This window comes from Saccharopolyspora pogona (assembly GCF_014697215.1).
GTDB classification, from domain to species: domain Bacteria; phylum Actinomycetota; class Actinomycetes; order Mycobacteriales; family Pseudonocardiaceae; genus Saccharopolyspora; species Saccharopolyspora hattusasensis.
Window position 1 is genome coordinate 2,291,777 of the sequence record NZ_CP031142.1, and the last position, 15,175, is coordinate 2,306,951.

General features: G+C 67.2%; 12 protein-coding genes and 3 pseudogenes. 7 read left to right on the forward strand and 8 right to left on the reverse strand.

What is annotated here, in order from left to right; translation table 11 throughout:
• Positions 1–41: 41 nt before the first annotated feature.
• The 7 genes from DL519_RS10460 to DL519_RS10490 form a co-directional block, all read right to left on the reverse strand.
• Positions 42–1,931, reverse strand: coding sequence for a VirB4 family type IV secretion system protein (locus tag DL519_RS10460; RefSeq protein WP_190814300.1), 1,890 nt, complete (start codon positions 1,929–1,931; stop codon positions 42–44).
• The gene (locus DL519_RS10465; RefSeq protein WP_190814302.1) at positions 1,928–3,022 is read right to left on the reverse strand and encodes a PrgI family protein; all 1,095 of its coding nucleotides are present in this window, start codon (positions 3,020–3,022) and stop codon (positions 1,928–1,930) included. The genes DL519_RS10460 and DL519_RS10465 overlap by 4 nt, the downstream gene beginning before the upstream one ends.
• Positions 3,019–4,074 (reverse strand): hypothetical protein, encoded by a 1,056-nt coding sequence (locus DL519_RS10470; RefSeq protein ID WP_190814304.1) that lies wholly within the window; start codon positions 4,072–4,074, stop codon positions 3,019–3,021. The genes DL519_RS10465 and DL519_RS10470 overlap by 4 nt, the downstream gene beginning before the upstream one ends.
• A 27-nt stretch (positions 4,075–4,101) precedes the next feature.
• Complete coding sequence (locus tag DL519_RS10475) at positions 4,102–5,058, reverse strand: hypothetical protein (RefSeq protein WP_223838714.1); 957 nt, start codon at positions 5,056–5,058, stop codon at positions 4,102–4,104.
• Between the two features lie 48 nt (positions 5,059–5,106).
• Positions 5,107–5,532 carry a pilin gene (locus DL519_RS10480; RefSeq protein WP_317891356.1) on the reverse strand — a complete coding sequence of 142 codons (426 nt, stop codon included), beginning with the start codon at positions 5,530–5,532 and terminating at the stop codon, positions 5,107–5,109.
• Positions 5,523–6,371 (reverse strand): hypothetical protein, encoded by an 849-nt coding sequence (locus DL519_RS10485; protein WP_223838716.1) that lies wholly within the window; start codon positions 6,369–6,371, stop codon positions 5,523–5,525. The genes DL519_RS10480 and DL519_RS10485 overlap by 10 nt, the downstream gene beginning before the upstream one ends.
• A gap of 306 nt (positions 6,372–6,677) precedes the next feature.
• Positions 6,678–6,923: a hypothetical protein gene (locus tag DL519_RS10490; RefSeq protein WP_190814306.1), complete on the reverse strand. Its 246-nt coding sequence runs from the start codon at positions 6,921–6,923 to the stop codon at positions 6,678–6,680.
• A 136-nt stretch (positions 6,924–7,059) separates the two neighbouring features.
• On the opposite strand from DL519_RS10490, the gene DL519_RS46110 reads away from it, so the two are divergent.
• Positions 7,060–7,962 (forward strand): hypothetical protein, encoded by a 903-nt coding sequence (locus tag DL519_RS46110; RefSeq protein ID WP_223838717.1) that lies wholly within the window; start codon positions 7,060–7,062, stop codon positions 7,960–7,962.
• Positions 7,959–8,612 (forward strand): annotated as a pseudogene (locus tag DL519_RS10500) (DNA methyltransferase); the annotation flags it as partial. The gene DL519_RS46110 and the pseudogene DL519_RS10500, both read left to right, overlap by 4 nt.
• Positions 8,613–8,658: 46 nt before the next feature.
• Here the strand turns inward: DL519_RS10500 and DL519_RS10505 are convergent.
• Entirely contained in the window at positions 8,659–10,212 is a 1,554-nt protein-coding gene (locus DL519_RS10505; RefSeq protein ID WP_449619139.1) for an ISL3 family transposase, read from the reverse strand.
• Positions 10,213–10,327: 115 nt separating this feature from the next.
• Between DL519_RS10505 and DL519_RS46115 the strand changes: the two are divergent.
• The 5 genes and pseudogenes from DL519_RS46115 to DL519_RS10525 form a co-directional block, all read left to right on the forward strand.
• Positions 10,328–10,792 (forward strand): annotated as a pseudogene (locus tag DL519_RS46115) (hypothetical protein); the annotation flags it as partial.
• Positions 10,793–10,976: 184 nt separating this feature from the next.
• Positions 10,977–11,303 (forward strand): annotated as a pseudogene (locus DL519_RS46120) (DNA cytosine methyltransferase); the annotation flags it as partial.
• 645 nt (positions 11,304–11,948) lie between these two features.
• Positions 11,949–12,128 (forward strand): hypothetical protein, encoded by a 180-nt coding sequence (locus DL519_RS46125; protein ID WP_223840469.1) that lies wholly within the window; start codon positions 11,949–11,951, stop codon positions 12,126–12,128.
• Positions 12,129–12,618: 490 nt separating this feature from the next.
• The gene (locus tag DL519_RS10520; RefSeq protein WP_223838719.1) at positions 12,619–13,647 is read left to right on the forward strand and encodes a tyrosine-type recombinase/integrase; all 1,029 of its coding nucleotides are present in this window, start codon (positions 12,619–12,621) and stop codon (positions 13,645–13,647) included.
• Between the two features lie 462 nt (positions 13,648–14,109).
• Positions 14,110–15,156 (forward strand): serine/threonine-protein kinase, encoded by a 1,047-nt coding sequence (locus DL519_RS10525; protein WP_223840246.1) that lies wholly within the window; start codon positions 14,110–14,112, stop codon positions 15,154–15,156.
• The last annotated feature ends 19 nt before the right edge of the window (positions 15,157–15,175 follow it).

The following is a 15,175-nucleotide window of genomic DNA, read 5'->3' on the forward strand; positions in this document are numbered from 1 at the left end:
TCCTCGAGGTGACGTGTCCAGTTCATTCGGCACGCGGGTGGTCAGGTTGAGCGCGGGAGGCGGATGTCGCTCACAGCAGTCCCAGGTTCATCGCCGGCGAGGTGCGTTGTCGCCTGACCGAGCTCGACATATCCGGAGTCCATAGTGGATTCCGGATGTGGGGTATCGGCGAGTTCGGCGGGGTCACTGGTGACCAGGGCGTGTTCGGCCGGTGAGGCGACGGTGTGGAAGGCCACGCGCTGGGTGCCAGCGGCCAGCAGGCCTTGGCCTTGCTCGGCGGAGAGCAGGAATTGGCGTTCGCCGGCGGAAAGATCGAAAGTGCGGGTCATCTCCTCGATCGCTTGCGATGCCTGCCGCAGCAGGATCTGGGTGGCGGCGTTGGCGATGACGGCTTTGCCGAGATCGCTGCCGAGGACGTCGGCGGTGTCCTGGGTCGCCACGGTCAACCCGGCCCAGTGTTTGCGGGACGCCTTGGCCATGCGGAACAAGAACTCCGCGCCCGCGGGTTGGCGCATGAGCAGCCAGGCTTCATCGACGACGACCAGCCGTGGCCGGCGGAGCACGGGGTGGGTGACCCGGCGCCACACCGCGTCCAGGGTGAGCAGGGTGCCGATGGGTTTGAGTTCGTCGGGCAGATCCCGCAGCGAGAACACCACGAGGTGCCCGTCGGGGCGGGTCGTGGTGGGCCCGTTGAACAGGTCCTGGAACGCTCCGTCGACATAGGGGTGCAGCCGCGCAGCGAGATCGGCCGCGACAGTGTGGCCGGTGGCGGTGAGGGTGTCGCGAAGATCGCGGAGGGTGGGGGCGGGGCGAGTCCAGGTGCGGGCATCCGGGGTGATTCCGGCCTGGCGGTAGGTGGCGGCGATCGCCTCATCCAGCACTGCCCGCTCCCCCGCCGATAGTGGTGCGTCGAGGAGGACGCTGATCACGGTCTGCAGGAACAGGCTTCGGCGCACGAGTGCGTCTTTCGGCGCGGTGCGTGTGCCGTCGACACCGGTGGTGATGGGCAGGTCGAAGGGGTTGAGGCGGACACCGTCGGCGCCGAGGTGGAGGTAGGTGCCGCCGACGGCGTCGGCCAGGCGCCGGTATTCGTCTTCGGGGTCGATGACGGCGACTTCGATCCCGCGGTAGAGCGAGCGCAGCGTCTCCAGTTTGACGAGGTAGCTCTTCCCGGCGCCGCTGCGGCCGAGGATCACGCTGTTGTGGTTGTCGGCGGCGAAGCGATCCCAGTGCACCAGTCCTTGGCTGCCCACGTTGAACCCGTAGAGCACCCCCGCCGGCGCCGACACCGACGTCGGGTCGGCCGGAGGAAGGTCGGCGCTGGTGAAGGGGAACGCCGCGGCCAGCGCGCTGGTGTCGAAGGTGCGGCGTATACCGAGCAGGTCCAGGCCCATGGGGAGGGTGGACACCCAGCCCTGCAGGCTGCGGTAGGTGGCGGGTGCGGCGTCCAGCAACAGCGAGGCCGCCAAGGCCCGGACCGCGGCGACCTCATCTGCGAGGGCTTCCTGCGTGGTGGCGTGGACGGTGAGGTAGAGGCCGAGGCGGAACAGTTTGCCTTCGCCGCGGGCGATCCGGGCGGAGAGCTCGTAGGCGTCCTCGGTGGCCGCGTCCATCTGCGGGTCCGCGAGGCGGCCGTGCTCGGCGGTGTGCCGGCGACCGGATTCCAGTTTCGCGAGCTGGTTTCGCAGGCGTGTCGCGGCGGTCGTGGGGTCGATCGGCTCGACGTGCAGCGACACATCCAGACGGCCCGGATAGGTCAGCAGGGGCTGCAGCCACCCCGGATGGACTTCCCGGGGATACCCGGTGATGGCGAAGGAGGAGACCCAGTCCCCGCCGACCTCCACATGCCGAGCCCCGATCCTCAGCGACTCCGGCGCGAACACCGCCGAACTCGCTTCCCGCGGCCCACGGTGCTGTGCACGGGCCCTCATGCCGCTCGCCCCCACTCGTCCTCGCCGGCGATGCCATTGGTGTGCCGCGATGTCTCGGGCCGGGTGGTGATGATGTCCTCCGCGCCGGCCACACCCGTAAAGGGCGGCAGGACGCGGTCGGGATTGCAGGCGGCGGCCAGCACACCGGTGGCCTGCCCCGCATCCAGCGCGGTCACCACTATCCCGGCAGGCGCCAGTAGGTCCACGGCTTCGGCCAGCCGTCGCACCAGGCGCGCTTCGGCGGCCCGCCGCGCCGCGTCCCCGGCGGGGACGCTCCTGGTGGTGCGCTTGTGGCGCCGCCAGGTGGGAAAGCCGGGTTTTCTGGTGGCGTGTTCCAGGGGTTCACGCAGGACGAGCAGGACCTGGCGGCGGAGCAGGTCGGCGTGCTCGGCGAGATAGTTGAGGTAGTCGGCGTGTTCGGCCGCGGCGGCTTCCAGCGCGGGGTGCGGCAATCCCCCGGCACGATCTCGAAGATCGGCGATCTGCGTGGTCAGGTCGAGACGTTCGGCGCGGATGAGGACCTGGATCGGGGCGGTCAGGGAATGCAGATAACGCCCGAAACCGGACACCAAACCGGCCTGTTCGGCCGGGGTCCGCAGCGCGAAATTCACCGTCGAGGCCACGGCCACGACCGCCAGTCCATCCGCGCCGAGATCCACCACACCGGCCTCGGCAGCAGATGCGCAACGCACGCCTGTCGCGGGCAACTCCACCGCCCCGAGCCGGGAGACGTCCTGGTCCTGACGGGAGACGTGGTGCGCGCGGGCGGTCAGCCAGTCCGGGGCGGGCTGCACCCTGCCGGGGGCGGTGACGCAGCGCGCGGGGGCCATGCGTTGACGGAGGGCGGCCACGGCGAGCCGGTCCAGCGACACTCCGTCGCGCTGTCCGAGCACCAGCGCCACGACGAGGGCGGCGATCGGCAGCGCCAGCACCACAAAGACCGGCAGCGGCACGGCAGTCCGCGTCGCCAACCAGCCGAGATACAGCGCTGCGCCGGTGCTGGCGAGGATGGCCAGCTGCCGTGCGGTCAGGTTCGCCAGGATGCGGTCTTCTCTGTCCACATCAGACGGGATACGGATGGGTTCGGTCATGTGGGATCACCTTCCCCAGGTGTCGATGCCGGTGGTGGAACAGGCGGGTGGAGAGGGAGTTCAAACTGGTTCGGGTCCGCTCCAGCAGGGCTCGTGCCGGTGCGGGTGGTGGACCGCCGGGGCCGGCCGCGGGTGGGGCGCGGCAGGTCCAGCGGCAAGGCGTATTGGCCGTGCTTGTCGGGGCGAATGCCCTTGTACGCCGGGGGCGCCGCGGGTTTCGGAGTGCTGTGCGGCCGGCGGGCGCGTGCTTGCGGGTGCACCTCACCGCCAGGGGTGAGCAACGGGCGCTGTCCCGGCACTTGCACCGGCCTCGGGTCCGGCTGGGCAGGAGACCGAGTAGGTGGGGTGGGGACGGATTGCGTGGTGAACGGTCCCACCAGCGGCAACGGGTATTGCCCGCCCGGCGGGATCCGGGCTGGTATCGCGCCGGGGTTGCCCGGTTTCGGCGGCAAGGCCTGTGGTCGCGGTCGCCCCGAGCGGGTGAACAGCGGCGGCTGCACCGCGCCCGCCTGGGGACCGGCTTCGGAGCTGGGTGGGGTGTTGGGGGCGGTGCGGTCGGGATCGTGGCGGGCGTGGATTGGTAGCATGTGCTGCTCACCCGGGCGCGGGTTCAGGCGCATCGCGGACGGCCCCAACTCCGGTGGCAGCGCCGAACTAACAGGCTTGCCATCGATGGAGAACAGGGCCCCTTGCCGTCCCCTGGGCTTTCGCGGAGAGCGTGTCACCGGGGCGGGTGCGGTGCGGTTCTGGAATGGCTGGCGCAGGCGGCCCCGTGTGAGTCCGGTGAGTGGCAGCAGGTATTGGCCGTCCGCGCCGGCACGGGAGTTCTCATACGGATCCGCCGCACTGGTCGATTTGGCGCCACGAGAACGCTGGCGTCCGGTCATGCTCGCCATGCCGCCCCGGATCAGACCGAGGGTTTTGTAGGCGAGGAATCCTTTGATCAGCGATCCGACGCGGGACCGGCCGCCGCCGCGAACGGAACTCAGGATCCAGAACGGGATTTTGATCAGGATGTAGCACATCGCTATAGCGACGAGAAAACTCGACATGCTCAACCACCCTTTTCTCGGGGGGTGTCAGAACAGTGTGACTCCGCCGGGGAGATAGAAGATCTTGATGGTGGCGATGAACGCCAGCGACTGGCAAACCTGAATAGCGAGCAGTCCGCTGTAGGCTTTCCACCACCAGAACGCGATCGATTCGATCGGCGCCAGCGCATGGCACATCAACGCTAACGGAGCACCGACGAGAAGGAGGACGGTCAGCGCGACTCGGACCACATAGGTCAGCAGCACTACGATGATCATGACCACGAGCACCAGTGCCGTGAATATGGCATACAGGTCGCTGTACTGTGCCTCTTCGGTCGGCAGGTTTCCCCGGAGCGTGTCGGTGAATGCTTGCGCGGTCTGATCGATGCCCGCCTGATCACCGCCGAGCACGGCCACTGAGAGGGCGTTGGCGAGTTCGATTCCTTTCCCGCCGAAGAACAGCGACAAATTGGCGGCGGTGAATCCCACCACCAGCCGAGGCAGGGTTTCCTTCAGCGAGGCGCGGGTCTGCACCGTTTGATACGCCATCACCACCAGTCCGGCGATCATCACCACCAGCACCGAGCAGGCAATCATGATGCGCTGCGAGCTTCCCCAGATCTGCCCGACGACCGGAATCTGATCCAGCTGGGGCGTGACCAACAGCGAGGTGCCAAGCCAATCCAGCACGCTGTTGAGTGCGGAGGTCGCCAGGTCGGAAAAGAAATCCCAAAACCAGTCCGTCAGAAAGTGCTGCAGCCACGTGCCGTGATCCTCACTCTCCCCCGCCCCCGGAACAGCAGGCGCGGTCGGCGCCACGGGAATGCAGTACTCCCCCTCGCACGGTGTCGCCTCCGGGGCCGGCGGTGCGGGAACTGGCGGCGGGGGTGATTCCGTCGGTGGTGTGGTGGAGCTCGGGCTCGGGGATTCGTCGAGGGACGGCTGTGCCTGTGCGGTGATGGGGCTGCCGATCAGCACACACCACGACACCGCAATCGCCACGACGGAGATGCCTCGCCCGGTGGCCGGGGGTGGGATCGACACCGTCGATCACATCCCCAGAATCCCGCGCAGGATCTCCACCACCACCGGTGCCAACGCGGTGAGCCCGAAGCCGATGCCCGCGCTTTTGAACGCCTGCTTGGCCTTCTCCACCTCGCCCGGGTTGCCGCCGGCCATCAGGTAGCGCAGCCCGCCGACGGTCAGAAACACCGTCGCCACCAACGCAAGAATCCCCATGATCCAGTTCCGGGCGTTCGTCAGCACAACCTCCAAAGAGGGCGCCACAGCGAGCACGTGTGTGGTCTCGGCCTGCGCCGCCGACCCGGTCAGCAGCAGCCCGACAGCCACAACTTCGACGACCAGCAGCCACCGGTGCGTCAATGACCGGCGGGCACGCCGACGGGGATCTCGGGGTGCTGAAGCGGGTGGGCCGGGCCGGAACTGGCGGGAGCGTGAGGGGGTGGTCAGGCGCATCGGGGAGCCTCCTGCGTCGAAGGAGCCGGCGACGAGATCGCGGAGGGAGTTGCTGGGTGTCCCCCGCATCCCTGAACTCCGCTGTCACTGCCCCGCCGGGACATTTGTGCCCTGGATTTCTGCGCGGACGCACCACCACGATGTGTCACGGATGCGGGCAGCTCAGTGGCGGTTCGTGCGGCGGCTGTGACGGCCAGGGTGTCCGCGACCTGAACAGCGACGTCCCCGCCGGCGCCCCGCGCGCCGTCGGCGTTCTCCGCGGAGAGGTAAGCCAGCAGTCGCAGCTCGGCACGCCGTCGGGTCTTCTTGATGGCCTCATAGGTGGCCCCGCGCCGCTGGGCGGCCTCTGCGAGCGGGAGGCCTTCCAACCGAGTGGAGCCGATCAGCTCCGCTTCCTCCGCGGTGAGCACAGCGTCGGCAACCGCCCGGGCGAGCACGAAGTCCGGATGCCCCCACGGCGGGCTCGGCGGCGCCGACCGGAAACCACTCCCCGCCGGAACCGGCGCATCCAACGCCTCACGAACAGTCGTGTACCCGGCTCGATAGGCCGCCCACCACAGCCGCACCATGATCCGCGGCCGACACAGATCAACACGAGAAAGCTCGGCAAGAAACCCGGCGAGTACGGCGGCGTGAATGTCGGCGGTATCGCCGGCGAACCGGGCCGACAAGCGCGAGGCGATCCGAGTCAACCCGGGCAGCGCCACCCCCACGCAGCCGACCGTCCACGTCGCACCCTCGGTGCGTGAACGCAGCACCAGATGCGCCCACACCGCATCCCGCGTGGCCTGCCCGCAACGACGGCGCAGCAACAGATCCCGCACCTCGTTCAACGGCACCAGACGATCCGGCAACCCGGCGAACAAGCGCCCGTCCACACACACCGGACGCGGTTCCGTCACCAACCACGAAAACGCCGTCCGAGCCGTATCAAGCGGCATCCCACCGCGCACAGCACCCGACGCGGTGAATCCCCGAAAATCCTTATCCCTGACCATTTCGCGACTCCTTGCAGCAAGCCGATACAACGACCCGGCAAGGACGCCACACCTGGTACTACCGAATTTCTACGACACTACTACCCAACACCGCGCGCACTACTACCACCGATCTTCACCGGTACCTTTCCGCGAATTACTTGAGCCTTATCCCATCACGAAGTTGATCCACGGGCGCCGAGTCCGCTTGATCGCGAGATCGCGCCGGTAGTAGCCGGTACGCTGGGACAACACCCTGCGGTAGTAGTCGTGTAGTAGCGCGAGCGCGCGTCCACAAGGACGGGATCTTCCGGAAATTCTCGGAGTTCCCAGGAATCGTGTTCGCGTCCAGGAACCGACGTCGCAGTCTCCCTCATCCACGTCCCACGCGTCGGCGTCGTGCGAGGTCAGCACCGGAGCTACCTGTGAATGGCCGGAAAGAGATACCGCTCGATGCCGAATCTTTCGGTGAAAACTTCGGGCGTGTTCTGTCCCTATCCGGGGCGTAGGACGGAGTTCAGGAATGTCACCAGCACCGTGGAGGCATTCCATGAACCCATCACAGCCCGACCCACACACCCCCCGGGCACACCGCGCGCAGCCGGTCGTCGGCGGCCCGGCCTATCCATCAGCACCCCACCGAACCCTACGAAACCCGCGCGAGCGGGCTGGCGCGAGCACACCAGCGACGGTGTGGGCCTGCCAGGCGCCCCCGATCGACCCCGACGATCCCTGGCCCACCGCGCTCGTGGACAAGATCGTCACGTCCTTCACCACACCGCACGACGAGGTCGTCTTGCTCGACACGCAGGCCACCACCCGTCCCCACGACCTGCCCGCGACCCGCTCCGCTGAATCCGGCGGCCTCGCGACAGCAGAAGCCGCCGTGAGCCAACTCGACCGCACGGTCAGTGTCACCCACACCAGCGCCGAGCCCAGCACCCGGCACTCGCCCGGCCAGCCCCGGCCCGGCTTCGCACCCGACGGCATTTCGGACACACCAACGCTGCGCTGCCCCTTGCCAGCAGAAGGCCCAGGCAAGCGCCACGCGAACTTGGTCATCGCGAGCCTGCCACCCCACCACGCTGACGCGCGGACCTGCGATCACCTCGCACAGGTCGCGGCCCGGCTGCTGCGCACCGGCGGGATCCTCGCCGTACTCACCCACACCGGCACCGCACAGGGACAGCTCCTCGACCCCACCGGCCCCGTCGTCGCGGCAGCACAAAGCGCGGACCTGCTCTACCTCCAGCACATCGTCGCCCTGCTCGTTCCGATCCGGCACGGCCGCCTCCACACCGATGACGACCACCCACACGGCTCCGCGCCAGGCGCCTCCGCAAGGCCGGTGCGGCATCGCCGTGTCCACGCCGATGTCCTTGTCTTCGCCCAACCACACCAGCACGCCGGCCCGCTCCCGCAATCCGGGCCCGACACCGGCGCCATCCGATGACGTACCCCCACCGACACCCCACGGCTGACCACGTCAAGAAGAAGGACATCCCTGTGCGCGATCACACCCCTACCGGACACCGCACCCCTTCCACGTCACACCGCCGGATCACCGTGACACCGCCTGCCCCGTGCCCGCCGGCGGTGTCGGTCTGGGCGACCGCGCAAACCTCCCCCGCCACCCAACGCAAAGGCCGCTACAGCCCCGACTCCACCGCACACCCCGCCAAAATGCTGCCCGCCGTGGCCGCCCACGCCATCGCCCACTACACCCGGCCCGGCGACCTTGTCCTCGACCCCATGTGCGGGATCGGCACCACCCTCGTTGAAGCCCTCCACCTCGGGCGCCGCGCGATCGGCGTCGAATACGAACCCCACTGGGTCACCGTCACCCAAACCAACCTCGACCTCGCCCACCACACCAGCACTACCGCTGGCCGCGTGGTGCGCGGCGACGCCCGCCAACTCGCCACGTTCCTGCCAGCCGATCTTCACGGCCAGGTCGCGCTGGTCGTCACCTCACCGCCGTACGGACCGTCCACCCACGGCCAGGTCACCACCGGCACCGCCGGCGTCCACAAACACCACCACCGCTACGGCAACACCCTCGACCGCGGCAACCTCGCCAACATCGGCCACCACCGACGGCTCTGGCGCGAGTTTCGTGGTTCGGTGACTCAGGGTGAGCCGGGGGCCGTCAGGCCAGGATGACGCGTTTGCGGAGGAGGTCGAGCTTGGCTCGGCCGTACATCTGCCTCTTGAGCGCCTTCAGTCTGTTCACGTTGCCCTCGACCTTCCCCGAACTGTAGGGCAGCGTGAGTCCTGCGGTGACGGCGTCTTGGTCGCGGCGGAGCCCGATGGCGAAGGAGTGCAAGTCGGGCTGATCATCGTGTTCCACTGTGGACAGCCAAGATTCTAGTTTCTCGCCTTCACGGTTGGTCATCATCTTCGCGAAGTCGGTGACGTGGTCGGCGAGGCGATCCAGGTGGGGGCAACGGGATCGGATGTCAGCGAGCTGGTTGGTCTCGTCGGTATCGAGATCCTCTGGGCGGCGCAGCAGCCAACCGGTGATCTGACGGACTTTCGGCACGGCAGGCGGCGATGGCGGAGGCGTGAGCATGCCGCGGAAGGGCTGCAGGTAGCGGCGCACGGTCTTGTCGCTGCCGGTGTATCCCTGGGCGGTGATCTCCTTGGTCAGCTGCGCGGCGTCGGTGGCGCCCTCCGTCCAACGCTGGTGCAGGTAGGGCTTGAACGGGTCGAGCAAGCTCGCCCGGGCGATCGCCTTGCCGAGAAGTTCGTCAACCGTGCTGGCACGAGCGAAGCGCCGCACAGTCTTGCGGTCCAGTGACAGCTGCCTGCTGATGGCGGAGATCGTCTCGCCGCGGTCCAGCCGCCCGTGGATCGCGGCATAGTGTTCCCGGGTACGGATCACCAGTCGCGACTCGACCGGTTCGGGTATCGCGGCGTCCGGCTCGTCCTGGGCCGCCTGCGGCGCCGACACGCCGACAGTTTCGCCGTCGAGTTGGTCGAGCTTGACGCAGGCGCGGTGGCGCCCGACGGCCTTCTCGACGTAGTCGCCCAGGTTGCGCCACAGATGCCAACGGTCGGCCACCTGGACGGCGTCCGGGGCCCCGGCCTTCGCGCCTTCGGCGTAGGCGCCGGCGCGGTCACGGCAGATCACCCCGGCTCCAGGATGCTCGCGCAGCCACTGCTCCAGTGGTTCGGCCTCGCGACCGTCCAGCAGGTCGATCACCTTGCCGGTGTCGATGTCGACCAGGATCGTGCCGTACACGTGCCGCTTGCGCAGGGCGAAGTCGTCCACGCCGAGCACGGCCGGGGCGGTCGTGGTCTCCGGCTCCGGCAGTGCCCGCACCAAACGCAGCAGCGTCGTCCGATCCACTTTGATACCCAAGATCGCGGCCAGACGCGCCCCAGCTCGGCCCGCCAACGCCAAGCCCACCTGCCCCAACATCGCCAGCAGCGGAGTCGTCCGACGTCGATTCGGCTCGGACAGGCCGTCGACCTGTTCCACGAACGTCTTCGTCGCGCACTGAGAATCCAGGCACACGAACCGCCGGACCGTCAACGCGATGACCACTGGTTGCCTACCGAGCACGCCATCAGACAACCGGCGCACGTAACGGCTGTGCACCCGCCCAGACCGCACCCCACATGCCCGGCAGGTCGCCTCGGCCACACGCGACCGAGCGCAGATCGTCACGCCGTCGGATCCGTACTCCACTCGCTCCACACACAGCCCGCCCAGATGAGGCAGCAACGCTTCCAGATCAACAGAGCACGCCCAATATGATCAACAACCGCGATCACGACCCGTCACCAGGGTCACGAAACTCGCGCCAGAGCCCCACCGACTCCTCACCGGATTCACGCGGATCCTCACCCACGCCGCCGTCTTCCTCCAGCCCGGCGGGCACGTCGCGGTCACACTGCGCCCCTGGCGCGAACACGCCGAACTCATCGACCTGCCCTCCCACATCCTCACCTGCGGCCGCCAAGCAGGACTCATCCCCACCGAACGCTGCGTCGCGCTCCTCGCCCGCATCGCCGAAAACGACCTCATCGCCCGCGGCAGCTTCTTCCAGCGCGACTTCATCCGCAAACAACGCGCCGCCGGACTCCCCCTGCACCTCATCGCCCACGAAGACGTCCTCGTCTTCACCAAACCCTCGAAGTCCTTGAGTTCCGTAGCGCCACGGGGTTCTGAACACCCTCCCAGCTCAAGGAGCCGCCAACTTCCCTTCGTGGACACTTCCATCGGAGAACGGGTCGCAGCGGTGGCCGGCGGCGAGCCCGACGGCCGGGCCGCATGAGCACCCCGCCCGTACCCACATCCGCGGCGACGTTGTCCGTCACAGCCACCCCGGGGCCGGTCGTGGGATCGTTGTGCACCGGCTATGGAGGACTCGACCTCGGCGTCCTCGCCGCGCTCGGCGGGGCAGCATCGCGTGGTGCGCCGATCCCGACCCTCACATCGCCGCGTTGTTGGCGCACCGGATGCCCACCTCTGTCAACCTTGGGGACCTCCGCTCGATCAACTGGCGCACGGTGGAACGAGTCGACGTGGTGACCGCCGGATTCCCCTGCCAAGACATCTCCGCAGCCGGGCGGCGCAAAGGCATCGAGAAAGGCGAACGCAGTGGCCTGTGGACCGACATCATGGCGGGTCTTCGCCTACTACGACCACCGATGTTCGTCGTGGAGAACGTCGCCGCGCTCCGCTGGAAAAACGGCGGCCTGCACCGAGTACTCGGCGACCTGGCCGAAGCAGGGTATGACGCGGCATGGCGAAGCGTCCGCGCCAGCGACATCGGCGCCCCGCACCAACGAGAACGCGTCTTCCTCCTCGCCTGGCCCCACCATGACGACACCGATGATGCCCACACCCACCGCACACGACGGAAACTCCAACGGCATCAGCGCCGCCAGCAGACAGGGCGGCCCCTCCCTACTGGACCATCTACGGCTACTGCAGACGGCGTCGGATGCCAAGAACTGCACCCATCGAACGCAGCAGGGCGGCCCATCACTGCCCGACCAGACACGGCTTCTCCCCACCCCACGAGCCTCGGACACCGGAACACCCGGACGGCAAGCGGGAACCGGATTCCGACCGCCGCTGTCGCAGCAGATCCTGCCGCTGGTGGCCCCCGAGGCTTTGTTGCCGACACCGCGAGCGACCGACGGCACGAAGGGATGCCCGGCACAACGCGGTTCCAAAGGCGACCTGATGCTGCCCTCCGCAGTCATCCATCTCCTCACCAACCCTGGCAACAACTCCTGACCGAAGACGACGCCACACGAAACGACGAACTGCCGGCCACTACCGACGATCACGTAGTGGACTGGGGTGTCTATGCCACCGCGATCCACCGGTGGGAACGAATACTCAGACGCCGCACACCGTTTCCCACCAAACCGGGCAAACGCGGCCGCCCCGTCCTCTCACCAGCCTTCGTCGAACATTTCATGGGCCTCCCACCCGGCTGGGTCACCGACCTCCCCCTCCCCCGAACCGCCCAACTCCGCGCACTCGGAAACGGCGTCGTCCCCCAACAAGCCACCCACGCGGTAGCGCTGCTACTCAACGACCTTGCCGCCCTCACCGACGACCACACCGATGACGAGTGGCAGGTGAAGGCGGCATGACTCACCGAGAAGCCGGCCTGACATTTCGGATCCGAAATCAGCGCTCCTTTGGGGACAACCTCGCATCGACTGTAAGGATCGGCGAAGAGGAAACGCGACCGGGAACCAGTGGGCTTCCGGTCGCACGTCTGCTCCCCCGTGTTCGCGACAGCGGCGTGTATTACGCCGTGACTGCGATCGACAATCGTGGACGGCTCGCCGACCGATCACCGCTACGAGTCCTGGGCTGGCTGCCGAACTCCTCGATCTCGATCAGCGTCCTCAACGGGCTCGTCATCGTTGTCAGTCGATCCCATGGGCCAGACGCCATCACGCGCCAGGGCCACCTTCGACTGCCAGCGTCCGTACGGCACTCGTGCCTCCTCACATCGGGCGCCCGACTTCTCGTCGCGGCATGCCCGGACCGCGACCTGCTGACGGCCTACACGACATACGCGCTCGACACGATGTTGCTCGCGTACCACGAGTCTGTACCAAACGAGGCTGTTCTGTGAAGGACGACGACATCGATGCGGCCCGCCTCCTGCTCGCCCGCCTCGGAATTAGCCCCGAGCAACTTCTCAAGACTCCCGTGGAAAGTCGGCCCGTTCCCACGATCCGCGACTACATCAGCCGCGTGTCAGACGCGGTCCCCGCCGGAACACGTCGCGTCTACGACACATACTGGAGACGCGTCATTGACGTCTGGGGCGACCGACGAATCGACGAACCGACCCCACTGGAGATCAAGCAACTCGCCGAGCACATCAAGCTGAACGTCGTCGTACGGAAAAACTCGAGAGGCGGCCGAACAGCGGCAGAACACCTGATCTCCGCACTCCGATGCATGTATCGCCACGCGGTCGCAGACGGACTGATCTCAGAGAACGACAACCCCGCGACACGCGTTGCCAAGCCCAGACGGCTTGCGAGTCCACGACGAGCGCTGCCAGACACACGCCTTGCTGAGATCAACGAGGTGGCAGGCTCGACCGGTAACGACCCCGGGCTCGACTCGATGCTGCTGCGCCTGCACACCGAAACCGCCTGCCGCCGAGGCGGCGCATTGGCACTCTGCCCCAAGGACCTCGACACCGAACAATGCCTCATACGCCTACATGAGAAGGGTGAGACGCTGCGGTGGCAACCAGTGTCTCCACCCCTGATGCGGCACCTCGTCACCCACGGCGAGCAACGCGGAGCCGCCGAAGCCGGCCAACTCTTGCGCTACCGCAACGGAAGCGCCATCACCGCCCGTCGCTACGACTACCTATGGCAGCGCATAGGCAAGCATCTTCCTTGGGTCGCGACACAACAAGTGAGCACCCACTGGCTCCGACACACCACCCTCACCTGGGTCGAGCGAAACTTCGGCTACGCCGTCGCACGCGCATACGCCGGCCACAACGGCAAGAGCGACGCAGGCACCACCTCCACCTACGTCCGCGCCGACCTCCAAGAAATCGCTACCGCGCTCGCCGCACTCACCGGAGAACCGCACCCACTCGCAACAGACAGGGAGCTACCCGCTGCGAGATGACGAATGGCCTGACCGCGCCCCTTCTCCCCCGCCGCAGCAGTTTCCCGCACATCGGCCCAGCTGAGAGCAGTGCCGCTACCGATGTACCCGGTGGCGGCAGTACCCGATTCCAGCCTTCTCGACACACCATCGAGCCTCCACTCGCCGCAACTAATCGACAATAGTATCACTCGCCACTGACATTACTGCATCAATCAGGCTGGGATTCGCCGTTGTGGCGGAACCCAGCCCGCACCTCCTGCTGAGCCGCCCCCAGCGCCGATTCCCCCGCGAACCTTGTTGCTCCGACCCCTTGCCCGGACCCACTCCCCGTCCGACGGCTTCCTGCTGCTCAACCGCAATCTCGTGAGACTTGACCAAGCACGTGAATGTTTCGAGTAAAGTTCAGACGGTCATGGTTGGCTCGCGTACGACGCCTGTCGAAGGGATTCGGTCCTGACCGCGAATGGTGCACCCGCGGCGATAGGCTCTTACGCTGTCGAACGCCGTCTCGGCTCCGGAGGCATGGGCGAGGTCTATCTCGCTTACACCGCAGGTGGCGACCCCGTCGCGGTCAAGCTGATCCGTAGAGGCCGAATCGACCCGGAGATACGCGATCGGTTCGCGCGGGAAGCCGAGATCGTGCAATCGATCGTCGGCACCAGCCGGGTCGCCGGTTATCGAGCGCACGACGCCTTCGCGGATCAGCCGTGGATCGCGATGGAGTTCGTCTCCGGTCTGACGTTAAACGACTACGTCCGTGAACACGCACCCCTGGTCGCGATGCTGACGGCGAGCCTGGGCATTCTGCTGGCCGAGGGACTGCAGACGGTGCACCGTGCCGGCATGCTGCACCGGGACCTCAAACCACTCAACGTGATCATGAGCCGACGCGGCCCGGTAGTAATCGATTTCGGGCTCGGGGCGATGACGGCCTCCGATGCCGCATCGCTGTCCACACCGGGTTGGCCGCTCGGGACACCCCGCTACATGCCTCCGGAGCAAGCACGTGGCGAGTCGGGTGTCACCACCGCCGCTGATGTGTACGGGCTGGGCGCTGTTATGGTCTACGCGGCGACCGGCCACGATCCCTACGACGGGAATTCCCGACAGAAGATCCTCGAAAAGGTCCGCGACGCCACGCATAGCCCAGATCTGACGGGACTTCCCGTGGAACTCGAACAGCTGGTGTCGTCGATGCTGGCGCACGACCCCGAACGGCGCCCCGATCTGACAGCGGTCCAGGACCACTTGAGTGGGCTCCTGCAGAAGATGGGGAGATCTGCGAAATCCGCTCGGCGCGCCCTCATCCTGGAAACGTTCCAGGACACCGACAACGAGAACTCCGTCCCAGCCGTACCCGCGCCCGCCCAGAACAGCCGTTTGAGCTCGGAACCCGTTGAGGAGTTCGAACCGAGCATCTTCGAACCGGAGCCTGAGCCCGCTCCCGGTAAGCCGCAGGCGCAGCACCAGATCGCCGAGCAATTGCGCGACCTGTACGCACAACGCACTAATTTGCTCCTTCGATGAGCCGGTCGAGCCATCTTAT